Source organism: Streptomyces atroolivaceus, assembly GCF_000717025.1.
Classification (GTDB): domain Bacteria; phylum Actinomycetota; class Actinomycetes; order Streptomycetales; family Streptomycetaceae; genus Streptomyces; species Streptomyces atroolivaceus.
In genome coordinates, this window is sequence record NZ_JNXG01000011.1 from 13,709 (window position 1) to 36,421 (window position 22,713).

Consider the following 22,713-nt stretch of genomic DNA (forward strand, 5'->3'; position numbering starts at 1 on the left):
GCTCAGCCGAAGAGGCCGCGCAGCCAGCCGAAGAGGCCCGCCACCCACAGGCCGAGCGGCAGCAGGGCGACGGCGAGGGCGGTGTGGGCCAGCTCTGCCGCACGGCCCCAGTACGGCAGCACGCGGCGCCCGGGCACCGTCCAGGAGGCGGTCACGAATCCGGCCGCCGCCGCGAGCAGTACCCCGAAGACCACGACGCGACCGTCCGCGGTGCTGTCCACCGCCCAGGCCCGGGCCATCAGCAGCAGCCCCCAGATGCCGGGCAGCGCAAGTGTCAGCCGCTGGCCGATGTGCACCAGCCCGCGGCAGTGCAGGAGCAGGAGGAGGCTCAGCGCGAGTCCGGTCAGCACCTCGGGCAGGTCAGGGGTCTCGGCGAGGACCGCGAGGGCGGCCGCGGCGATGACGCCGGTGGCGGCGAAGAGCGCGGTGACCCAGCGTCCGGCCAGTTCGGTGCGTTCGGCGACCTCGTCGCCCGCGTAGGGGTCGATGCCCTCCTGGAGCTGGCCGGCGGTGGACGGCAGCGCCGGCATCCGCATCCCGGCCAGCTTGAAGGCGAACGGTGCCACCGCCCCCGCGGCGAGCGCGACCACGGTCGACACCAGCGTCACCGCGGCCGGCGCGTCCAGCCCCGTGTACCCCACCAGGGCGCCGGCGATCGCGACGGCGACCGAGACCATCGCGGTGGCCAGCAGGGCCGGGGCGCCGACCGCGGTGGCGGCGAGCGCGAGAACCGCTCCGCCCGCGCCCGCGGCGCCCGCCGCGAGCAGCCGGGCGCCCACGACCCGCCCGGCGTCCGGACCGGTCAGGTCACCGCCGGGCAGCACCCAGCCGACCAGTGCCAGGCACGGTGCGACCAGCAGGCCGAGCGCGGTCGCGGAGACACGGTCGCCGACCGCGCGGCTCGCGGAGCCCGCGCCCGCGAGCAGGAGCAGCCCGACCAGGGCCGCGCAGGCCGCCCGTGAGGCGCCGGAGGCGGTCGTCACCCCCGGCCAGAACACCAGCACGAGGGCGGCGACCACGGTGGCGACCGCTGTGCCCACCAGCAGGCCCCGGGCCGCCCCGGGGGACCAGGTGTGCAGACGGCGGCCGACGGTCTCGGCTATCCCGTCCACCAGGTCGTCGAGCCGTGCCTCGGGCAGCGCCTCGGTGTGCGGGCGCAGGTAGAGCACGGCGCCGTCGGTCAGCCCTGCCCGGGCCAGGGTGGTCTCCTCGTCGAGCGGGGCGTCGCCCAGTCGCTGGAGTACCCAGCCGGCGTGGTCGAGTCCGGCCTCCTCGGCCTCCTCGCCGACGTAACGCAGCAGTGTGGGGAGCAGATCGGCGACCGGCACGTCGGCGGGCACCGCCAGATCGATGCTGACGCTCGGTGCACGTACGGTCAGGCGGCACGATTCGGCCACCGCGCTGTCGGTCATCAGCTGAACTCTCGTCTTCCGGAAGGCTTTGACAGGAGGACTTCCCCGCGAGTGGGGATGTGCGAACAGTACGGAAGGTCTGCCCGGCGGCGAACCGGGGGGCCTGGCACGGAATTTGCCTCCGCGGGGCCGGCGACGACCACTCCCGCGTGGACAGGTCGTGTTCCGTGAATGCACACTACTGCCTACGACCACCGGGTCGTGCTGCGGACCGGGCTCCATTTATCCGGTATGTGGTTGGCCATCATGGAAGTTGCCCGCCCCCGCCATCCGCTCGAAACATTCAGCCGGCGTTCACCGCGCGTCATGCGGGACCCGGAGAATCAGCGCGGTGCGGCCTTTTCCACCACCGGGTGCACCGGAATTTCGGTGCGGGCCGGAAAGTCAGTGAACCGGAGGTTCTGTTCCCTTGAGTGTCGTGCTGTTTCGCCGCCCCGCCCGCAGGCGCGGGCCGGAGATGCCCGAGGGCGAATTGACCCTCCAGGAACCGCCGGTCCTCGCCGAGACGGTGCCCGACACCTCGGCGATCTGGACCTATCTGCCGATGGCGCTGATGTCGGTGTCGATGATGCTGATGTTCCTGCGCCCCGGCGGCGGGAACAGCGTCTTCATGTACCTGGCGATGGGCGTCATGGCGCTCTCCGCCGGTGCCATGCTGCTGGGGCAGTTGATGCGCCGCTCCAGTGAGCGCAAGCAGCGCCTGAAGGGTGAACGCCGCGACTATCTGCGATACCTGGCACAGATCCGCAAGCGGGTCCGCACCACCATCGCGGAGCAGCAGCGGGCACTCGCCTGGCGCCACCCGGAGCCCGCGTCGCTCCGCTCGCTGGCCCGTACCTCACGGCTGTGGGAACGCCGTCCGGCCGACGAGGACTTCGGTGAGGTGCGGCTCGCGGTCGGCGAGCAGCAGCTCGCCCTCACCCTGAGCCCGGTCTCCACCCGCCCCGTCGAGGACCTCGAACCCCTCTGCGCGCACGCCCTGCGCCGTTTCATCCGCGCCTACTCCACGATCCCCGAACAGCCCCTCGGCCTCTACCTGCGCTCCTCGGCACGGATCCTGCTGCGCCCGGAGGAGGCACCCGGCCAGGAGCCCGCCGAGCCGGACACCCGTGAGAGCGGTGACGGTCAGGGCGACGGCCCCGGCACCGAAGCGGTACGCGCCCTGGTCCGGGCCGTGCTCGGGCAGCTCGCGGTGTTCCACGCGCCCGAGGAGCTGTGGATCGCCCTCTGCGTCAGCGACGAGAGGCGGCCCGACTGGGAATGGGCCAAGTGGCTGCCGCACACGCTGGACCCGCACGAGGAGGACGGTGCCGGCCAGGCGCGCCGGATCACCGCGGACCTCACCGAGCTCGACGATCTGCTCGGTGCGGAGTTCGCCGAGCGCCCCGGCTTCGACCCGGAGGCCCGCCCCGGCCGCGACGAGCCCTACACCATCGTCCTCCTGGACGGCGTCACCGTGCCCGAGGGGCACCGCTGGGAGGGGCACGGCTACCGCAACGCCCTGGCCCTCGACATATCCGGCGCGCTGCGCTGGCGCCCCGGCCGCAACACGCTGCGGCTGACCGTCGGCCCCGACCAGGTGAACCTGGTGCGGACCGACCGCAGCCGCAAGGAGCGTTCCGTGCCGCTCGGCCGGCCGGACCGGCTCGGCCCCCTGGGCGCCGAGTCACTGGCCAGGCTGCTCACCCCCCGCCGGATGAGTCTGGGCACCGACATCGCACAGCCGATGGACACCGACGTCGAGCTGACCACGCTGCTCGGCATCCCCGACCTGCACCGGCACGACCCGCACACCCTCTTCAACCGCCACACCGGGTCCACCCGGCTGCGGGTGCCGATCGCGGTCGGCGTGGACGGCCGTCCGGTGGACCTCGACATCAAGGAGTCCGCTCAGGGCGGCATGGGCCCGCACGGCATGCTCATCGGCGCCACCGGCTCCGGCAAGAGCGAGCTCCTGCGCACCCTCGTCCTCGGACTCGCCCTGACCAACTCCTCGGAGACGCTCAACTTCATCCTGGTCGACTTCAAGGGCGGCGCGACCTTCCTCGGTCTGGAGGAACTTCCGCACACCTCGGCCGTCATCACCAACCTCGCCGACGAAGTCGCACTGGTCGAACGCATGCAGGACGCCCTGCACGGTGAGCTCATCCGCCGGCAGGAGCTCTTGCGCTCGGCCGGCAACTACACGTCGGCCCTGGAGTACGAGCGGGCCCGCGCCGGGGGGGCGGACCTCGCACCGCTGCCCAGCCTGTTCGTGGTGGTCGACGAGTTCAGCGAACTCCTCTCCGCACACCGGGAGTTCATGGACCTCTTCGTGATGATCGGCCGCCTCGGCCGTTCCCTCGGCGTACACCTGCTGCTCGCCTCGCAGCGCCTGGACGAGGGCCGTATGCACCAGCTCGAGAGCCACCTGTCGTACCGCATCGGCCTGCGTACGTTCTCCGCCATGGAGAGCCGCGGGGTGCTCGGTGTTCCGGACGCCTACGAGCTGCCCGCCCAGCCCGGCAGCGGCTATCTGAAGTCCGGTGTGGAGGCCCTGACCCGGTTCCGCGCCGCCTACTCCTCGGGAACGTACCGGCGCCGCACCGGCGCGGTGGTCCAGGCCCGGGTGGCCAGCCAGGTGGTGCCGTGGACCAGCGGGTGGGTGGTGCCCCGCACCCTGGACCCCGCCACCGAGCCGGAGCCGGAGACCGAGGAGGAGGCCCTGCTGGACGTGGCACTCGACCGGCTGCGCGACTCCGGCCCCGCCGCCCACCAGGTGTGGCTGCCGCCGCTGGACGAGCCCTCCCCGCTGGACGTCCTGCTGCCCGGCATCGCTTCCGACCCGGAGCGCGGCCTCTCCGCCGCGGGCTGGTCCGGCACCGGCAGGCTGCGCGTACCGGTCGGGCTCGTGGACAAGCCCTTCGAGCAGCGCCGTGACCCGCTGGTCGTGGACCTCTCCGGGGCCGGCGGCCATGTCGCCGTCGCGGGCGGTTCCCAGAGCGGCAAGTCCACGCTCGCCCGCACACTGATCGCCGCGCTCGCCCTCACCCACACCCCGGCCGAGATCCAGTTCTACTGCCTCGACTTCGGCGGCGGCGGCCTGTCGCAGCTCGCCGCCCTGCCGCACGTCGGCGGGGTCGCGGCGCGGCTCAACCCGGAGCGGGTCCACCGGGCCGTCGCCGAGGTGATGACGCTGCTCGCCCGCCGTGAGCAGTTCTTCGTGGACCACACCCTCGACTCCATGCAGTCCTACCGCCGCCGCCGGGCCGCCGGGGAGTTCCCCGACGAGCCCTTCGGCGACGTGTTCATGGTGGTCGACGGCTGGTCCACGGTCCGCCAGGACTACGACGGCCTGATCCCGAAGTTCAACGAACTCGCCGCCCGGGGCCTCAACTACGGCATCCACCTGATCATCACCACCACCCGCTGGGTGGAGCTGTCCGCCCAGGTCCGTGACCAGGCGGCCACCCGCCTGGAACTGCGGATGGGTGACCCGATGGACTCCGAGATCGACACCCGCAAGGCCCGGTCGGTGCCGCGCAGCGGCGGCCGCGGCATCACCGCCGACAGCAAGATGCACTTCCTCGCCGGCCTGCCCCGGCTGGACGGCCGCGGCTCCCTCGACGACCTCGGCGACGGTGTCACGCACCTGGTCGCCGAGATCGCCCGGCACTGGAAGGGCGCACCCGCCCCGCAGGTCCGGATGCTGCCGCACCGGCTCCCCCTCTCCGAACTCCCCGCGCCCGAGGCCACCGAGGGCGGCGGTATGCGTCTCGCGCTCGGCATCGACCAGGACGCCCTGGAACCGGTCTGGCACGACTTCAGCCGTACTCCCCACCTGATCGTGGTCGGGGACACCGAGAGCGGCAAGACCAACCTGCTGCGGAGCATCACCAAGGGCATCACCGCCCGCTACACCCCGGCGGAGGCCAAGATCATCGCGGTGGACTACCGCCGCACCCTGGTGGACGCCGTCCCCGAGGAGTACCGCATCGGGCACGTGATCTCCCTGGACAACCTCAAGGAGACCATCGAGGGCGCGGCCCGTGCCATGAAGGCCCGCGTTCCCGGCGCCGACATCGCCCCGGCCCGCATGCGCCGGTGCGACTGGTGGACCGGCCCACGTCTGTTCGTCCTGGTCGACGACTACGACATGGTCTCCAGCAACTCCTTCCAGAGTCCCTTCGAGCCGCTCTTCGAGAATCTGACTCTCGGCTTCGAGATGGGTCTGCACCTGATCGTCGCCCGCAGCGCCATGGGCGCCGGCCGCGGCCTCAGCGACGGCCTCATCCGCCGCCTCGACGAGGCCAACAACCCGGCGGTGCTGCTCTCCTGCCCGCCCACGGAGGGCCGTCTCTTCGGTGACGCCAAACCCCTCAACCTCCCGCCGGGCCGCGCCCTCCACATCGCCCGCCGCCGGCCGCGGTTGATGCAGACGGCGCTGGTGGAGGAGGGCCAGGGGCAGCAGGACTGAGAGAACGCGACGAGGACACCCTCCCGAGGCCCGCCTCGGGAGGGTGTCCTCGTCCTCAGGACCTCAGCTCACTCCGTGGGCGTCCCGGCCGCTCCCGCCGGACGCCATCCCCGCGCGCGGGCCCGGGTGAGGGCGAAACCGGCCCAGAGGACGGAGAGCACGGCGGCGGAGCCGAGGAGGACGAAGAGGGTGGCGCGGCCGGTCGCCCGGTCCGCCGCGGAGGTGTCGCGGACGGTCACGGGATCCGCGGCACGCTCGGCGCCGGCGGGCCCGGCCGGGGCGCCGAGGACCGTGGTGACGGCGGCATAGGCGTCCAGCTGCGGGATGTCGGCGGGATAGGCGGTGGCGGTCAGCCGGCGGACTACGTCCTCGGGTGAGTCGTCGGGGTGGGCGGCGCGGACCAGCGCGGCGGCCCCGGCGGCGTAGGCGGTGGCGACCGGAACGCCGCCCCCGAGGTAGTGTCCGTCACCCCGTGGGCCGCCGGACACCACCCCTGCGCCGGGAGCGGCCAGGTCGATCCCGCCGGTGGGGAGGGAGCCGTCCGGGCGGGCGCCGCCGGGAAGCATGCCGGCGACCGAGAGGACGCCTGGCTCACCGGCCGGCCAGTAGGTGCGCGACGGGATCTCCTCGGTGCCGCCCTGGGCCGGCGGGTCCGGGGCGGCCGCGGCCACCACCACGGCGCCCGAGCGGCGTGCCTCGGCCACCGCGCCGCTCAGCGCCGGATCCTGGCGCGGCAGGGCCACCGCGACGGCGATCACGTCCGCCTCGGCCGCCGTCGCCTCACGCACGGCTTCGACGACCAGGTCGGTGTCCGCCTGCCCGCGCCGGTCGGTGCCCCGCAGGGCGAGGATCTCAGCACCCGGGGCGACCCCGGCGAGACGGGGGCTGTCCCCGCCGGTCCCGGCTATCAGCCCGGCCAGGAAGGTACCGTGCCCGACGCAGTCGTCCGCGGCCTGACCCGCAGCCGTGACGCGGCCCCCGAGCCCGGCCGCCTCAGGATCGACACCGGTGCCGATGAGCGCGACGGTCACTCCCGCTCCGGTGCCGTGCCGGTGCAGTCGGTCGAGGTCGAGGCGCTGGCGCGACCAGTCCTGCTTCTTCGCCTTCTCGCGGGAGGCGGGGGTACAGACCAACTCGGCCTCCGGATCGAGAGCCGAGGGCATACCGGGCAGTTCCTGGCCCTTCTTCCCGTCGGCGGCGGGGACGCGCGAGGGGGAGGCCGCCTGTGCCTGAACGGCCGTGGGCAGCAGCAGCGCGGCTGCGAGACCGGCGCCGGACAGCAGGCGGGCGGCCTCGCGGACGGGAGGTCTCGTCATCGGGGTGCCACCTTCGGTGCCGCGGCCGTGACGTCGGCGGGGAGCAGGACGCGCAGGTCGTCCAGCGTGGGCGCGGCCACCGAACTGAGCCGTCCCGCCTGGCGCGTGACCATCGACTCGACCACCTGACGGGCCAGGCGGGCGTTGCCGAAGGAGCGGTCCCGGGGCAGCGCGTCGAAGTACTCCTTGAGCAGCGGGCCGGTGCCGGGTCCGCACTCGTAGCCCATGTTCGCGGCCTGGGTGCGCACGATGGTGACCAGCTCCTCCGAGGAGTAGTCGGCGAAGGCGATCCGGCGCGGGAAACGGGAGGAGAGGCCCGGGTTGGAGGCGAGGAAGCGTTCCATCTCGTCCGTGTAGCCGGCGACGATGACGACCACCTCGTCGCGGTGGTCCTCCATCAGCTTCAGCAGGGTGTCCACCGCCTCCTGGCCGAAGTCGGCGCCGCCGCCGCGCGGGGTGAGGGTGTACGCCTCGTCGATGAACAGCACGCCTCCTCGGGCCCGCTCGAAGACCTCGCGGGTGAGCTGGGCGGTGTGGCCGATGTAGCGGCCGACCAGGTCGGCGCGGGCCGCCTCGATCAGCTGGCCCCGGTCGAGGACGCCGAGCTGCGTCAGGACCTCCCCGTAGAGGCGGGCGACCGTGGTCTTGCCGGTGCCGGGCGGGCCCGTGAAGACCAGGTGGTTGCTGAGCGAGGGGACCGGCAGCCCGGCGGCGGCACGGTGGCGGGCCGTGGTGATGAGGTTGACCAGATCCGCGACCTCGCGCTTCACCTCGGCCAGACCGATCATGTCGCCGAGGCGGGTCAGCGGGTCGTCGTCCGGCGCCCCGGAGCCGGTGGCCGTCGCGGCGGCGGTGGCGGACACGTCGTCCGGCAGCAGCAGTCGCAGATCGTGCTCGCTGACCTGCGGCTGCTCGGAGAGCCTGACCGCCTGTCTGTCCACCATCTCCTCGAACACCCCTCGCGCGGCCCGGCCGTTGCCGAAGCCCGCGTCCCGCGGCATCGCCTCGAAGTGCGCGGCCAGAGCGGCCGCGGTGCCCTCACCGAGCTCGTACTGGTGCTGGGCGCACATGCTCTCCATGATCGCGACCAGGTCGGGCACCGAGTAGTTCTCGAATTCGACGGTCCGTGAGAAACGGGACGCAAGACCGGGGTTGGACCCGAGGAAGGAGTCCATCTCGTTGGAGTAGCCGGCGGCGACCACCACCACGTCGTCGCGGTGGTCCTCCATCAGTTTCAGCAGGGTGTCCACCGACTCGCGGCCGAAGTCGGCGCCGCCGTTGCCGCTGTCGGAGGTGAGCGTGTACGCCTCGTCGATGAACAGGACGCCGCCGAGGGCCCGCTGGAAGGTCTCGGTGGTCTTGATGGCGGTTCCGCCGACTATCTGGGCGACCAGGTCGGCGCGGGAGACCTCCACCAGGTGCCCGCTGCGCAGCGAGCCCAGTTCGGCCAGGATCGCGCCGTAGAGACGGGCGACGGTGGTCTTGCCGGTGCCGGGCGGGCCGGCGAAGACGAGGTGCCTGCTCATCGGCGGGGCCGACATGCCGAGTTGTTCGCGGCGCTGGGCCAGCTGGGTCAGGTTGACCAGGGTGCGCACCTGTTGCTTGACGTTCTCCAGGCCGATCAGCGCGTTGAGGGCGCCGAGCGGGCCGTCCGCACGGTCCGGCGCGGGCGCGTCCGCGGCGCCGGAGCCGGCCGGGTCGGTGTTCTCGGCGCTGCCGGTGCCCCACGCGTCCCGCTTGCCGTTGCCTGTGCTGCTCAGGCCCTCCACCGCGAGCCGTTCGCCGGGCGCGGTCTGCACCAGACCACCGCCCTCGTTCTCCCGGGCGAGGCAGTTGACGAGCGAGACCGGCGCGGTGGACTCCACCCGGAAGCCGTCCTGGGCGCCGCCGGTGGCCTCACAGCCGCTGAGCGAGGCGAGCGCGCCCTCATGGAGCAGGAAGCCGTGCCCCTTGGGCGCGTGCACCGCGGTGCGGTTGGCGGTCAGTTCGCCGCCCGCGGCGACCACCACTCCCTCCTCGCCGGAGATCTCGACGCGGAAGTCGCGGACGGTGACGTTGCCGCCGTCCTCCACGACCAGGCCGCTGGTGGCGGTGTCGGAGACCCCGCCGCCGGCCAGGTAGAGGGTGCTGCCGGAGGCCACGCGCACACCCGCGCCCTTCGGACGGACGATCTCGCAGTCCTCGGCGCGGCCCCGGGCGTCCTTCGTGGCAGCGATGCCGTCACCGGAGGGCTCCACCAGCCGGGCCCGTCGCAGCAGCGGGTTGGCGCCGCCGAGCACCGCGACAGCGGGCGAACCGCCGATCACCTCCAGGCGGTCCAGTTCCGGCGCCGAGTCCTCCTCGAGGAGGAGCCCGGGCCCGTCGCAGTCGCGGACCGTCAGGCCGGTCAGCGCCGGGGACGCGGCCCCGGCGACCCGGAGCGCGGCGCCCTGCGCGCCGTCCACCCAGCAGTCCTCGAAGGTGCCGCGCGACCGGTCGGTGACCAGCACACCGTGGCCGCGGACGCGTGAGACGCGGCAGCGGCGCAGCACCGGGTCGGTGCCTCCGGCCAGCGCGATCCCGTTTCCGGAGGCGCCGGTGACGCGGACGTCCTCCAGCGTCGTACGGCCGGTGCTGCTCAGGTGCACGCCGGTGCTGGTGTCGTGCACCACGGTGCGGACCACCGAGACGGCGCAGCTCTGTTCCAGGGCGATGGAGGGCTTGTCGGTGGAGGAGATGTCGCAGTCCTCGACACTGCCGCGTGACTCGCCGTTGGCGAGCAGCCCGTTGCCACGGGCGTCGCGCACCGTGCAGTCACGGATGCGTGCCTCGCCCTGCTCGGCGAGGACCAGCCCGCTGGTGCCCAGGTGTTCGAGCGTGCAGGACTCGACGGTGGTGGGCGTGGTGGAGGTCACCACGATGCCCGCGCCCTGCGGGTTGCTCACCCGGCAGTTCCGCAGCGCGAGGGACCCCGTCCCGCCGGCCAGCATCGCGGTCCAGGCGGCGCCGACGATCTCGCAGCCGTCGAACGCGGCCTGCCCGCGCCGCACGTCCACGGCCGGCAGCTCGGCGTCACCGCCGCGCAGGGTCAGTTCGGACAACATCACGGCGTCGGCACGCAACGCGACCACGCTGCCCGAGCGCGGCCGGATCTCCACCGTGCCCCGCCCCTCGGCCGCGGTGAGGGTGACCCTGGTCTGGATCACCAGGTTCTCCGTGTACGTCCCGGGCCGGACGCTGATGAGGGCCCCGGTCCGGGCGGCGGCGAGTGCCTCACCGATCGTCCGATAGCGGCCCTCGGGGCCGACCGACAGTACCTGGCGCGACACGCACCAACCTCCTTGCTACGGCGGCTTCTTCTACGGACGCCCCCATTCGCCGGGGGCGCGTGTCGGCGAGCCGACGGTGCCATCATGCCTCGTTCCCGGTGCGTACGGGTTCCAGGAGCGGTGCTCCCGGCGTCGAGGCGTTGCGGTCAGGTGCTCCACTTCTGGGCGGGGTTGCCCGTGCAGGTCAGCAGCTGCAGGGCCGCCCCGTTGCTCCGGCTGGCGCCCGCGATGTCGACGCACATGCCGACGACGGTGTTGACCAGGTCGTGGCTGCCGTTCAGGGCGAACTGCTGGGCGGCGTTGCCGTTGCACCAGGTGATCTGCATGGGGGTGCCGTTGCTGAAGTTCGCGTTGGCCACGTCCAGGCACTTGTCGGCGATGCGGACGGTGCCGTCCGAGGCGAACCGCCACTTCTGTGCGGGGGCGTTGTTGCAGTCCCAGACGTGCAGCGCCTTGCCGTCGCTGAAGTCATGGTCCGGGACGTCGATGCAACGGCCCGAGAGATGGCTGCGGAAGGAGACGGGGTCACTGAAGGTGACGCCGGAAGCTGCCTTCGCGGGTTGGCTCTTCGCACCGCCGGACTTCTTCTCGTCGCTCTGCTTCTTCGGCTCGTCCTTCGTGTCGGCCGCTTTCCCGGGCGCGTCCTCGGTCGCCTCACGCTCCGGGGCCGGGGCCTTGGCGGGTGCCTGCTGCACCGGCTTCACGGGCTTGTCCGGCTTCGCGGTGTTCTTCACGTCCGCGTCCGCGTCCGGGGAGCGGGTCTCCGGCGGGGTCACCGCGAACTCTCCCGGTGTCTCCTGCGTACTCCCGTCGAGCACGGTTCCCGCCGCCGCCACCGAAGGCTGTTCGGGGTCCTTGTCGTCGTTCCCGGCGAACACCAGGAAGGGCACCGACACGAGCAGCGCCCCCGCGACCGCCGCCCCTGCCAGCACCGCCTTGCCCGGCCGGCCCACCGGCCCGGCCTCCTGCTGCGGCCGGCCGATCGCGGTGGCGGTCATGGTCCGCACCAGCGCCGGCAGCCGGCTCTGGGCGGCGGCAGCGGCACCGGGGTCCGGCTCGGACTCGGACCGGGCACCCGGGGAGGCTCCGGTCCCGCGCTGGGCGGCCCCGCCCGCCGCGGGTTCCCGCTCGGCGTCCGGCCCGGTGTTCGCGGGCTCCGCGGACCCTCCCGCCGGAGATTCCGCCTCGGCCGCTTCGGCCTTCTTTCCGGCCGGTGGGGTCTTCGCGCCGGCCTCTCCGGCCTCTGCCCCGGTCCTCGCCGCTGCCGGCTCGGACGGCGGCACGGTGCGGGTGGAGGGTGCGGCGGTGGAGCCGGACTCGGCGGTCACCGTCGTCTCCTCGCCCGTGGAGCCCGTGGAGCCCTTGGAGCCCTTGGACGCGGACTCCGCGGACGGCCGCGGGGAGGCGGGGGGCTGCTGGGACGAACGCGTCACGGGGTCCTCCCTGTGGTGTGGGGCCAGATGTCGGAAGAGTTGACGGACCGGTCGGCGGAAGGGGACGCGGCCCGGACGCCGGTGCCGTCCGGCGCGCCGATGCCCTCCTCCGCCGGGGCGCCGGCCGCGGAACCGGTCTCGTCACTCGCGGCGCGCACGGAGACAAGACTGTCCGCAGGGACGAACAGGGGGGCCGCGGCACCGGCATTGACCATCAGCATGGTGCCGGAACCTCTCAGTGAGCGGGCCAGTTCCCGTGCCGGCAGGGTGTCATGGTGAAGTGCCGCGGACATGAACTCGTGTGCGGATGAGGTGAACAACAGCACCACCGGCGCCCCGTCCCGCCCGGTGGCCGTGAGCGGCCCGCCGTCCGGCCCGCGCACCACGGTGACGTCCGCTTCCGCGAGCGCCGCGAGCGCCGCCTCGACAGAGCCGTAGCCGGTGGCGGCTCGCTGGGCTGCCGCGTCCACCGGATCGGTGGGCTCCGGCCAGCCGAGGACCCGCGCCGAGGGACGGTACTCCGGATTGGCGCGGTACTCCCCCACGCCCCCGCTCTCGTCCGACTGCCACTCCCCCAGCACCGCCCACTCGGGTGGCGTCCGCTCCTCGGTCCACTCCGGGTCCACCACTCCGACCCAGTGCCCCGGCGCCCGGCGGGCAGCGGACCTCACGGCCTCGGGTATCCCCGAGGCGTCGGCCACCCCGGCGCCGCCGGAGTCGGGTCCGGCGGCCGGGCCGGAGGCATCGGGAATGACGAACGGGGCGCCATTGGCGCCCTCTTGCCGTTCTCCGGGCCGCATCTCCACCTGAACTCTTGGGTCTGTACGCAGTATCAGGTGCCGAAACGGCATGAGCGCACGCCGGCACCGATCAGTACGGGGAGCCAACAGGATGTCATATGAGCCCCGACCGTTGGAGTTGGCGGTGGGTCCGTATCGGGCGCCCACGTGCCCGTTTCCTGCCCGAACAAAGAACTTTCCGGGACCAGTGAGGCACGGGAGGACAAAGTGACGGAGGCGTTCGAGGTGGGAGAGCGGCCTTCGCCCCCGGAACGGGCTACGTTGGTCATGCCATCGGCCTCTGCGACGAACAGCGCCTTCCGGCCCGGTCGTCCGGGCCGAGGCCGTACGGGAACACCTCGCAGCAGGGAAAGGCGTGGTGCCGGCCACCGCCGCGCCGGCTACGCGCACTTCGGCGACGAGGACCGGGCCGGCCCGCCCTCGCGTCGGCAGCCACCTCCGCGGGGCTCCCCGGCGTTCGTCCGGCCCGACCACCGCCCACCGGCAGAACCGCCACCCGAGGAGAAGTAACCGGCATGTCCTCCCAGCACCCCTCCCCCGGCGCGAACGCGGCGGCTGCCGCCGCCTCCGGCGTACAGGAGGGCGGGGCCGCCTCCCCGTCCTCGCCGTCCTCACCGGCCGGGGAGACGCCGAGCCCGGCCGCCCCCGCCGGGACTGAGTCCGGCACCGCACCTGCCGGAAAGACCGCCGCGGGCGCCCCTGCCGGGGCCGGGGAGACCGCCGCCACCCCGACCCCGCCGTCACCCGCCGCCAGGACCGAGGCGCCCGAGGAGGGCATCGGTGTGGCGGCGGCCGCCGAGACGGCGCCGGGCGCCAAGACGGGTACGGGCGTGGACGGGGGGCGCCCCCGCACGCCCATCCTGGCGGGTGCCGCCTTCCTGGGGGCCGCCTTGGTCGCCATACCCCTGCTACTGGTCGGTAGCGCGAATGACAGGGAGCCGGAGAACACCGCCATGCGACCGGCGGCGGGGGGCTCCGACACCGTTCTCAACCCGAACTCCGCCCCCGCAGCCCTCGACGACTACGTGGCCGGGAAGCCGAGCGCGTCCCCGAGCAAGGAGAAGCCCAAGAAGACCGAGTCCCCGAGGGCGAGCGTTCCCAAGCCCGCCGTGCCCGCGCCCGAGCCCAGTACAAGTGCCCCTGCCGCGAAGAAGCCGAAGGCCACGCCCAAGCCCAAGCCCAAGGCGTCCCCGAAGCCGGACTGGTCCACCGTGTCCTTCTCCGCACCCAGCGTCCTGCACGTCAACCAGGCCTGGACCACCAACCGCATCAGCATGGTCATGCAGACCGACGGCAACCTCGTCGTCCACAACGAGCACGGCAAACCCATCTGGGCGTCGATGACCTTCGGCCCGAACCACCGGGCGATCTTCCAGCCCGACGGCAACCTCGTCGTCCACAACGGCGACGACCGGGCGATCTGGGCGACCAAGACGCACGACCACGGGGGCGCCCAACTGGTCCTCCGAGCCGACGCGAAGGTGGTCATCGTGCACAACGGCAGGGTGGTCTGGTCGACCTGACACCGGCCGCCGGCGCGCCGAGCCCTCCTGTGCGCGGTCCCGTTCGCCTGGCCTCCCGGAGCAGCGGACGATCAGCCGCCCTGGCCGTCGGCGGCATCGGCCGGGCGGCCGGACGGCGCCGGCAGCCCACGCCGGCGAGCCCGCCGGGCAGGCGGGACACCGGACCCGGTCCGGCCGTCACGCCCCTCGCGGTTGTGCCTCCACCCGGGGCGGCGGAACCTGAAGGGGATGAACGGGGCTGGTGTCGCGCCATGACTGCACGGAACGCGGAGCAAGGTGCCGACTTCCGTGGTCCCCTCGACGTCACCAGGGCGGCCACGGCGGTTATCGGCGCCCGGGACACGGTCGTGGGATGGAGCCCCGCCGCGGAGCGGCTCCTCGGGTACCGGGCGGGCGAGGCCGTGAGCCGGACCCTGTCCACGTTCCTGTCACCCGGCCCGGCAGCCTCCGTCCCTCCGCTCCCTGCCCGGCTTCCGGGCAGGGAGGTCCGCGTCGCCCGGCACCGGGACGGGCATGAGCTGATCGTCGCCGTCGCGGTGTGCCCCCTGCCGGGCGCCGGCACGGCGGAACGCGTCCTCGCCATGACCGAGCTGAAGGATCTCCGGCTGTGGGAGTCCCGGCTGGCCCTGTTGCACGGACTGGCCACCCAGTCGCCCGTCGGTCTCGCCATCTACGACACCGACCTGCGCCTGACCTGGTGCAACGCGGCGTACGAACAGGAGATCGGACGCCCGTTCGCCGAGTTCCGCGGCCTTCGGGCGGATGAGCTGTACTCCGAGGGAACCTTCGTGACCCGAGGACATCCGCCGACTCTCGACGCCGTGATGCGTCACGTCCTGGACACCGGAGAGCCGTTTCTGGACCTGAACTTCCAGGGTCGACCGCCCAGCGATCCGGAGACGGACCACCTCTGGTCCTGTGCCTACTACCGGCTCCAGGACGCCGACGGGCGCGTGCTCGGGGTGTGTGAGGACGCGTTCGACATCTCCGACCGTCACAAGGCCCAGCGGCGTCTGGCCCTGCTCGTCGAGGCGGGCCGCGGTATCGGCACCGCCCTCGACGTGACGGCCACCGCCGAGAAGATCACGGAGGTTGCGGTGCCGGAGTTCGCCGCCACGGTCACGGTCGACCTCTCGGCAGCGGTCCTGGAGGGCGAGGTGCCTGCCACCGGCGGCTCAGCGGCGATGTCCCTGGTCCGGATCGCCCACCGCTCCGCAGCCGGGGACACCGGCCGGGGGCAGCCCGGGCAGCAGTCTTCCCCGGTGAAGCACTCGCCCGTGGAGTACGAGTCCGGTTCGCCTCAGGACCGCAGCCTCTCCTCGGGCGGGCTGGTGCTCGACGACGCCGCTCTGGTCGTGCCGCTGCGGGCCGGGAACGGCGTGCTGGGACTCGTCACCTTCGTCCGCGGCACCCCTTCCGCCGCCTTCGACAGCGGTGAGGTCGCGCTGGCCGACGAGCTGGTCGCCCGTACGGCGGTCTCCATCGACAACGCCCGCCGCTTCACCCGTGAACGCACCGCCTCCCTGGCCCTCCAGCGCCAGCTGCTGCCGCAGCACGTACCGGAACAGTCCGCGGTCGACCTCGCCTACCGCTACCTGCCCACGGACGCCGTGACCGGGGTCGGCGGTGACTGGTTCGACGTCATCCCACTGTCCGGGACCCGGGTCGGTCTCGTGGTCGGGGATGTGGTCGGTCACGGTCTGCAGGCAGCCGCCACCATGGGACGGCTGCGCACGACCGTGCGCGCGTTCGCCCAGATGGACATGGACCCCGTGGAGCTCTTGTCACGGCTCGACGATCTGGTGGGCCAGCCGGCGGAGGAGCAGTGGGCCGAGCCCGGCACGGCCGACGGCACCTACGTCGATGTGACCACCGGGGCAACCTGCCTCTACGCGGTCTACGACCCGGTGTCACGGCGCTGCGTCATGGCCAGGGCCGGGCACCTGCCGCCGGCGGTCGTCGGCCCGGACGGCCGGCCGTCCTTCCCCGACCTGCCGGCCGGCCCGCCCCTGGGCCTCGGCGGACTGCCGTTCGAGTCCATGGAGGTCGAACTGCCGGTGGGCAGCCTGCTGGCCCTCTTCACCGACGGTCTGGTCGAGGCCCGCGACCGGGACATCGATCACGGACTCGGCACACTGGGACGTGTACTCGGCGACCGGGACGCGTCGCTCGAAGAGCTGTGCGACCGAGCCGTGGAGGAACTCCTGCCGGGCGGTTCGGCGGCCGACGACACCGCCCTGCTGCTCGTCCGCACCCGCGAACTCGACAGCGCGCAGGTCGCCGAGTGGGAGCTGCCCGCAGAAGCGGTCACCGCGGGCCGGGCCCGTGACCTGGCCACCGGACAGCTGCGTCACTGGGGACTCGAGGAACTGTCGTTCGCGACCGAAGTCGTCGTCAGCGAGCTGGTGACCAACGCGGTCAGGTACGCCGGAGGACCACTCCACGTACGCCTCATCCGCGACCGCAACCTCCTGTGCGAGGTCGCGGACACGGGCCACACCTCACCGCACCTGCGTCACAGCGGCGAGGACGACGAAGGCGGGCGCGGCATGTTCATCGTCGCGCAGCTCGTCCAGAGGTGGGGTACGCGCCACACCCCCTCCGGGAAGACCATCTGGACCGAACAGGCCTTCCCCGCGCGGGGATGAAAGGCCCTGGGTCGTCTCCGACGGGAGGATGGTCCGGGCGGGAACCGTCCGGCTCCCGGATCATCCCTCGGTCCCCTGCCCTGCGCGGATCCGCCAGGGGACCCGGGCCGGCCGGGAGCAGCGATACCGGCCGCGCAGTGCTGCTCGGGCCGCGTTGGCACCGGGTGCGCCGTGCACACCGCCGCCGGGGTGTGCGGACGCCGAGGCGAGGTACAGGCCCTTCACCGCCGTCTCGGGCCGTCCGGTGCCGGGCATGGGACGGAACATCAGCTGCTGGTGGGCCGCCGCCGTCCCTCCGTTGATCGCTCCGCCGTGAAGGTTGGCGTCCATGGCCTCGAGCATGGGCGGCGCGAGGACCCGCCGGGATCCGACGAGCGAGCGGAAACCGGGCGCCCAGCGTTCGATCTCGTTCTCCATGCGGTCCGCCATGGCCTCCTGCTCCCGCAGGTCCCAGAGTCCCGTCAGCGCGTCCTCACCCGCATCGCCCTTGATCCGGTGCGGGACGTGCGTGTAGGCCCACGCCGATTCGGTGCCGGCCGGTGAGCGCGTCGCGTCGGCGGTGGTCATCTGCCCGAAGAGGAGGAAGGGACGGTCCGGCACCTGACCTGTGGCGATCTGCGCGGCGAAGCGGGTGAGGCCGTCGACCCCGTCGGCCAGATGGACCGTCCCGGCCGTGGACGCCTCGCCTGCGGTCCAGGGCACCGGCCCGTTCAGCGCCCAGTCGACCTTGAAGGTGGCGAAGTCCCACTGGAAGCGGCGCAGATCGCCCAGCAGGCGGCCGGGGAGATGGCGTGCGTCGACCAGTTCACCGAACAGGGCCGGTGCGGACACGTCGGCGAGCACGGCCCGGGAGGCCGGCACGGCCTCGCCCCCCGCCGTGCGCACGCCGACGGCCCGTCCGCCGCGTACGACGACCTCGTCCACGCGCTCCCCGCAGCGGACGGCGCCGCCGCGCCGCTCGAGCCGCCTCGCCAGGGCCCCGGTGAGCGCACCGGCCCCGCCCACCGGCACCGGAAAGCCGTACGTCTGTCCGAGCATGGACATCAGCCACCCGAAGCCTCCGCTCCCCGCCGCCTCGGGGCCGAGGTCCGCGTGCAGGGCGTTCCCCGCGAGCAGCAGCCGTCCGGCCTCGCCGCGAAACTGCTCCTCGCCCAGGCGACGGACGGGCAGCAGCAGGGACCGTGCCAGCCGGAGGCCGCCGACTGCCCGGAGCCTGGCGGCGAGGCGGACGGACGGACGTACCGGCGGGAAGGGAGTGAAGAGAGCGTCCAGGATGTCGGGGCCGAGGCGCTCCCACGTGGTGCACAGGTCCAGCCAGGCCGCGCCGTCGCCCGCCGCGAAGGAGTCCAGACCCACGGCGGTGCGCTCGGCCCCGCTTTCGAGGACGGCGCACCGGCCGTCCGGCAGGGGGTGTGCCAGCACGCGCGGGGCGCGGCTCCAGCTGAGACCCTCCTCCCGCAGCTCGAGGCGTGCCAGGACCGGGGAGGCGGCAGCGAGGGGGTAGAAGGCGCTGAAGAGGTCGCTCGTGAAGTCCGGGTGGAGGGCCCGATCGCTGCGGACCGCGCCACCCGGTACCGGCTGCGCCTCCAGAACCTCGACGCTCCAGCCCGCGTCGACGAGCAGATTCGCCGCCACGAGGCCGTTGGGACCTGCACCGATGATCACCGCGTCCGGCATCCGTACCTCCTGGCGTTCTCGTCGGGCCTGTCGATGACGCGGGCTCTCAGGCGGCGGCTCGGCCCTCTCCCGGACCGGACCTTCGGGGCTGAGCCGTGGTCCTCTCCACCAGGCGCGCCGATCGGGCCGGCACACGACGGCGGCGCAACCGGATCAGCGCTTCCGCGACCGGGTCGTGCAGCGCGGCGGCAGGCCCTCGCAGGGGGGGTCCGTCAATGATCACCAGGGTGTCCTTCCCCCGTGGCCGCAGCTCCACGGCGATCCGCGCCGTACCGAGCCGAGCCGTCCGCTTCCAGTTCCAGTACCCCGGGCACCTCGCAACGCCGTCTGCCACGACTGCCCGGTCCGGCTTGTCCCACTCGCCTATCACTCTCCCAGGCGTCCGGGGAATTCGCCGCCTGCGGGAATCCGCACCCGGTAAACAGCCCCCATTGCCGCCTCGTGCGCCGCACCGGCCGAGCACGGGCAAACCCCGCACATTCCGCTCGGAGATACGGCGGTGAGGGAGTACGGGGCCGGACGGGCTAAGTCACCTCCGCGTCCCGTGTTTCCTGTTCACCGACTCCGTGTTATCGGTTCCACTCCCCTGGCGTTGCGTTCCAGGGATTTCCGGTCAGCACATCCGGAGCGGAGCCATGGCCTGGGGCGGGCGCACGCTGACCCGTCCGCGACTCGCCCGTCGGACGCGTACGGCAGCCTGCCCCGTCCGCAGTTGTGCGCTCCGTCCATGGCGTTCATGACGACCTGCCCGCGGTGCGCTGCGAGCGGTTCAGGCGCCGCGGTTTCCGGAGCCTCCTGCGCATCCGCTGGAAATGCATGCGACCGTCCCGACGGAATTCCGTCGGGGCAGTGATCGACCCCTTCTTCACGGGCCGGAAGGGGTGAGTTTTCTCGTGCCTCATCCGGGTACGAGCCCCGTGAACACCGCATCGCGGCTTCAGGAGCGCCGCGGTGCCACCGTAAGGGAGGAACTCGCATGCTGAAGGCAATCGCGGACGTGATTCGTTCTGTCGGCGGGGCCGTCGCCACCGTCGTCACCCTGCCCTTCCGCGCCGTCGCACGGCTTTTCGGTGGGGCCGCCGACACGGCCCACGGCCGCCACTGATCAGCACCGCCTCCCCGCAGCCCCGTCCGGGCCGGCCTGTCCGGCCCGGACGGGGCTTTCGGGTGCGTGCTCCCGCGTCGGAGCGCGATGCTGCGGGGCTTCGGCGGAGGTGTTCGCCGAAGCCCCGCAGCATGTCAGGGTCATCGCCCGGCAGCGTCCGTGCCGGGGCGCCGATGGCCGCTCGGCCCGGTCACGCGGCCTGGACGAGTTCCGCGCGGCCGAACAGCAGGGCGTAGCCGGAGGGGAGCTGGGTGAGGATCCGGTCGAGGAGGTCGGAGTCGACCAGCCGGGCCACGGAGGCGAGTACCGCGCCGGTGTCCCAGCGCGCGGTGGCGGCGGTGCCTCCTGTGCGGGCGGCGAGGTCCTTGACGAACCCCCAGCCGGTGAGCGGGTCAGGGTCAGGGATCTGGGCGGTCAGGGTGAGGGCGGCCTCGGCGGGGAGGCAGGCAGCGAGGTCGACGCGTTCGTCCCCGGTCAGCTGACGGCCGAGGCCGGCCAGCACGGCGTGGGTGACGGTCTCGGCTCGTTCGCGCGTGGGGTACGCGCCCTCGTACCTGATTGTTTCCAGCATCTGGTCGAACGTCACGCCCGCTGTGGCGCGGAGCTGTTCACGCAGGGAGCGCATCGGTGAAGTGCCTTTCTCGCCGAGCGGCGGCTGCTGCGCTGTGGCCCGATGAAGCGGATGCCGGCAGCCGCGCTGCTGATCTTGGAGGGAGACGTGTCGAAGGGGTGGGTGAGCACTCAGGGCTGCTGCGAAGTGTCCGGTCGGAGGTCTTGCCCCGCGACGTGCCCCCCGGTGCCGAGCGGGCCCCGGGGGGGGGCGTCGACCTGAGGCTCACCGCACGTGGTGCGGAGCGCGGAGGGAGGTGTCCCCCGCAGCCCGCTCGTCCGGGCGGGCAGGGCCCGCGCGTCAGGTTCCGATCTGCCTGGGGGCGGACTCTCCTCCGATGGCGATCTTCCGAGGCTTGGCGCGCTCGGCGATCGGGATCCGCAGGGTCAGCACCCCCGCGTCGTAATCGGCCTGGATGCGCTCGGTGTCCAGGGTGTCAGCCAGGACCAGCTGGCGGGAGAAGGCACCCAACGGACGTTCGGCGAGCTCCATCTGGACGTGATCGCCCGTCGCGGCAGGTCGGCGCTCCGCCTTGACGGTGAGCATGTTCCGCTCCACGTCGATGTCGATGGCGTCCTTCGCGACACCCGGCAGATCGAGGGCGATCACGTACTCCTCGCCCTCGCGATAGGCGTCCATCGGCATCGCCGACGGCTTGGACCAGGTCCCGGGCACACCCGTGAGCTGCTGCGCGATCCGGTCGAGTTCGCGGAACGGGTCAGTGCGCATCAACATTGCGAAAACACCTCCACTGGTCTGGCAGAAACTGCCAATGCGCTTCGTCTGACACCGTTGTACCATGTCATCCAAACGATGACAACTGGAGTGTCATCGAAAGGGTGACACCCTGAGGGGCTTCCATGAACGCATCCCACCGAACCGGCGAGCCCACATCCTTCGCGGCCGCCGCCGCAGCGCTGAACACGATCGACGAGGCCGTCCGAGCCGCTCAGTCGGGGCGGCGCGGTGCGGGCACCGACGACGGGCAGGCCGACTCCGAGCAGGCGCTGGCTGCCCTGCTCCTGCTCCGCCAACTGCGCGACCGGCTGGCCGGATGGGAGCCGGGACTGATCGAAGCGGCCCGTGCGGCAGGCACCAGCTGGGCCGATCTCGCCCAGCCCCTCGGCGTCGCCAGCCGCCAGGCCGCCGAACGCCGCTACCTGCGCGTACGCCCCGGTGCCCCCGGCGCCACCGGTGAACAACGCGTGGAGGCCACTCGCAGCCACCGCGCCGCCGACCGCTCCATCAGCACCTGGGCCCGCGACAACGCCGCCGATCTGCGCCGGCTCGCCGGCCAGATCACCGCCCTCACCGGCCTGCCGACGGCGCCGGTCAGCCGACTCTCCGCCGCCCTGGCCGACAACGACGCCGCGAAGCTCATCACCCCGCTGGCCGACACCCGCACACACCTCACGGCCGACCACCCCGACCTGGCAGCCCGTGTCGACACCATCACCCGGCACACCGAGCGGCTCCGCCAGGACAGCGACGACCAGCGGACGGCGACCTGACACCGGCGCGCGTCCGGGCGTCCGGGTGGATGACGGACAGGAACGGGCCGGGCGCGGCCGACCGGACACCCGCCGCGCGCGACCGGTGGCCGATCCCCCGCCCGTGCGTGCCCCGGCCGGTTTCCGCAGGGCTGGTCAAGTGGTTTCGAGCGGGGACATGCGTGACGTCCGGAGTTCCCGTGGCAGATGAGTAGCGGCAGACCGTCCCATCGTTGCAGGAGCATCATGTCGCCTCAGAGTTCCCCTCCGCGCTACACCGTTCCCGGCCTCAGCACCAGGGAAGGCGGGCGGATGATCGACTTGTTGAGTATGCGTCTGCACTCGCTCAACGACCTGGCACTCACGCTGAAGCACATCCACTGGAACGTCACCGGCCCCCACTTCATCGCCGTGCACGAGATGCTCGACCCGCAGACCGTGGCCGTCCGGGACATGGCCGACTCCGCCGCCGAACGCATCTCGGCCCTGGGCGGTGAGCCCCGTGGCACCGCGGGCGTTCTGGTCGCCGAGCGCACGTGGGACGACTACAGCGTCGGCAGGGCTGACGCGATCGCCCACCTCGGGGCCCTCGACCTCGTCTACACGGGCATCATCGAGGACCACCGGAAAGCCGCCGCGAAGGCAGCCTCCGTCGACCCGGTCACCGAGGACCTGCTCATCGAGCACCTCCGTTCCCTGGAACAGTTCCAGTGGTTCGTCCGTGCCCACCTGGAGAACAGTGCCGGGGCCCTCAGCACGGCAGACGCGGGCAGCGAGAAGCAGGCCGCCGAGGCGGCCGGGCCGTCGCGCACCACCCCGGCGAAGAAGACGGCCGGCACCAAGCGCGCGGCCAAGAAGGTCACCGCGGGCAAACGCGCCCGGTGACCTGCGGCACGGTGGGGCGGGCGGGGCCGGCGTAGGCCGACCACGGGAGG

14 protein-coding genes are annotated in these 22,713 nt (G+C 72.9%); 6 read left to right on the plus strand and 8 right to left on the minus strand.

The features are described from left to right. Positions 1-2 precede the first annotated feature (2 nt). On the minus strand, positions 3-1,412 hold the full coding sequence (eccD, locus tag OO67_RS20825) for a type VII secretion integral membrane protein EccD (RefSeq protein WP_033302567.1): 1,410 nt from the start codon (positions 1,410-1,412) through the stop codon (positions 3-5). A 409-nt stretch (positions 1,413-1,821) separates the two neighbouring features. On the opposite strand from eccD, the gene eccCa reads away from it, so the two are divergent. Continuing rightward, positions 1,822-5,868, plus strand: coding sequence for a type VII secretion protein EccCa (eccCa, locus tag OO67_RS20830; RefSeq protein WP_244300275.1), 4,047 nt, complete (start codon positions 1,822-1,824; stop codon positions 5,866-5,868). Positions 5,869-5,936: 68 nt separating this feature from the next. Here the strand turns inward: eccCa and OO67_RS20835 are convergent, their stop codons facing one another. The 4 genes from OO67_RS20835 to OO67_RS20850 all read right to left on the minus strand — a co-directional run bounded on the left by OO67_RS20835 (position 5,937) and on the right by OO67_RS20850 (position 12,725). Next, on the minus strand, positions 5,937-7,184 hold the full coding sequence (locus OO67_RS20835; RefSeq protein WP_033302569.1) for a S8 family serine peptidase: 1,248 nt from the start codon (positions 7,182-7,184) through the stop codon (positions 5,937-5,939). Next, positions 7,181-10,492: a right-handed parallel beta-helix repeat-containing protein gene (locus tag OO67_RS20840; RefSeq protein ID WP_033302570.1), complete on the minus strand. Its 3,312-nt coding sequence runs from the start codon at positions 10,490-10,492 to the stop codon at positions 7,181-7,183. Before OO67_RS20840 ends, OO67_RS20835 begins: the two co-directional genes overlap by 4 nt. Before the next feature lie 146 nt (positions 10,493-10,638). Then, positions 10,639-11,925, minus strand: a complete 1,287-nt coding sequence (locus tag OO67_RS20845) for an RICIN domain-containing protein (protein ID WP_033302571.1) — start codon at positions 11,923-11,925, stop codon at positions 10,639-10,641. Then, complete coding sequence (locus tag OO67_RS20850) at positions 11,922-12,725, minus strand: type VII secretion system-associated protein (protein WP_033302811.1); 804 nt, start codon at positions 12,723-12,725, stop codon at positions 11,922-11,924. Before OO67_RS20850 ends, OO67_RS20845 begins: the two co-directional genes overlap by 4 nt. Before the next feature lie 515 nt (positions 12,726-13,240). Here OO67_RS20850 and OO67_RS20855 point away from each other — a divergent pair. Both OO67_RS20855 and OO67_RS20860 read left to right on the plus strand, forming a co-directional pair. Next, the gene (locus OO67_RS20855) at positions 13,241-14,248 is read left to right on the plus strand and encodes a mannose-binding protein (protein WP_033302572.1); all 1,008 of its coding nucleotides are present in this window, start codon (positions 13,241-13,243) and stop codon (positions 14,246-14,248) included. Positions 14,249-14,499: 251 nt separating this feature from the next. Then, positions 14,500-16,896 carry a SpoIIE family protein phosphatase gene (locus tag OO67_RS20860; protein ID WP_033302573.1) on the plus strand — a complete coding sequence of 799 codons (2,397 nt, stop codon included), beginning with the start codon at positions 14,500-14,502 and terminating at the stop codon, positions 16,894-16,896. Between the two features lie 60 nt (positions 16,897-16,956). Here the strand turns inward: OO67_RS20860 and OO67_RS20865 are convergent, their stop codons facing one another. Beyond that, positions 16,957-18,573, minus strand: a complete 1,617-nt coding sequence (locus OO67_RS20865) for a phytoene desaturase family protein (RefSeq protein WP_033302574.1) — start codon at positions 18,571-18,573, stop codon at positions 16,957-16,959. A gap of 976 nt (positions 18,574-19,549) precedes the next feature. On the opposite strand from OO67_RS20865, the gene OO67_RS40505 reads away from it, so the two are divergent. After that, positions 19,550-19,678 carry an LPFR motif small protein gene (locus OO67_RS40505; protein WP_279626906.1) on the plus strand — a complete coding sequence of 43 codons (129 nt, stop codon included), beginning with the start codon at positions 19,550-19,552 and terminating at the stop codon, positions 19,676-19,678. Between the two features lie 190 nt (positions 19,679-19,868). On the opposite strand, the gene OO67_RS20870 is transcribed toward OO67_RS40505, so the two are convergent. Further along, positions 19,869-20,303, minus strand: coding sequence for a DUF2267 domain-containing protein (locus OO67_RS20870; protein WP_033302575.1), 435 nt, complete (start codon positions 20,301-20,303; stop codon positions 19,869-19,871). 285 nt (positions 20,304-20,588) lie between these two features. After that, positions 20,589-21,023: an Hsp20/alpha crystallin family protein gene (locus OO67_RS20875; RefSeq protein ID WP_033302576.1), complete on the minus strand. Its 435-nt coding sequence runs from the start codon at positions 21,021-21,023 to the stop codon at positions 20,589-20,591. Between the two features lie 125 nt (positions 21,024-21,148). Between OO67_RS20875 and OO67_RS20880 the strand changes: the two genes are divergently transcribed. Together OO67_RS20880 and OO67_RS20885 are read left to right on the plus strand one after the other, a co-directional pair. Next, complete coding sequence (locus tag OO67_RS20880; RefSeq protein ID WP_033302577.1) at positions 21,149-21,799, plus strand: hypothetical protein; 651 nt, start codon at positions 21,149-21,151, stop codon at positions 21,797-21,799. 225 nt (positions 21,800-22,024) lie between these two features. Next, a complete protein-coding gene (locus tag OO67_RS20885) occupies positions 22,025-22,663 on the plus strand; it encodes a Dps family protein (RefSeq protein WP_033302578.1) in 639 nt (212 codons plus the stop codon). Positions 22,664-22,713 lie beyond the last annotated feature (50 nt).

Excerpts from the sequence above, each read along its gene's own strand:
- eccD (WP_033302567.1), bottom strand. The coding sequence starts at position 1,412 with ATGACCGACAGCGCGGTGGCCGAATCGTGCCGCCTGACCGTACGTGCA.
- OO67_RS20835 (WP_033302569.1), bottom strand. The coding sequence starts at position 7,184 with ATGACGAGACCTCCCGTCCGCGAGGCCGCCCGCCTGCTGTCCGGCGCC.
- OO67_RS20850 (WP_033302811.1), bottom strand. The coding sequence starts at position 12,725 with ATGCGGCCCGGAGAACGGCAAGAGGGCGCCAATGGCGCCCCGTTCGTC.
- OO67_RS20855 (WP_033302572.1), top strand. The coding sequence starts at position 13,241 with ATGTCCTCCCAGCACCCCTCCCCCGGCGCGAACGCGGCGGCTGCCGCC.
- OO67_RS20860 (WP_033302573.1), top strand. The coding sequence starts at position 14,500 with ATGACTGCACGGAACGCGGAGCAAGGTGCCGACTTCCGTGGTCCCCTC.
- OO67_RS20865 (WP_033302574.1), bottom strand. The coding sequence starts at position 18,573 with ATGCCGGACGCGGTGATCATCGGTGCAGGTCCCAACGGCCTCGTGGCG.
- OO67_RS40505 (WP_279626906.1), top strand. The coding sequence starts at position 19,550 with ATGCTGAAGGCAATCGCGGACGTGATTCGTTCTGTCGGCGGGGCCGTC.
- OO67_RS20870 (WP_033302575.1), bottom strand. The coding sequence starts at position 20,303 with ATGCGCTCCCTGCGTGAACAGCTCCGCGCCACAGCGGGCGTGACGTTC.
- OO67_RS20875 (WP_033302576.1), bottom strand. The coding sequence starts at position 21,023 with ATGTTGATGCGCACTGACCCGTTCCGCGAACTCGACCGGATCGCGCAG.
- OO67_RS20880 (WP_033302577.1), top strand. The coding sequence starts at position 21,149 with ATGAACGCATCCCACCGAACCGGCGAGCCCACATCCTTCGCGGCCGCC.
- OO67_RS20885 (WP_033302578.1), top strand. The coding sequence starts at position 22,025 with ATGTCGCCTCAGAGTTCCCCTCCGCGCTACACCGTTCCCGGCCTCAGC.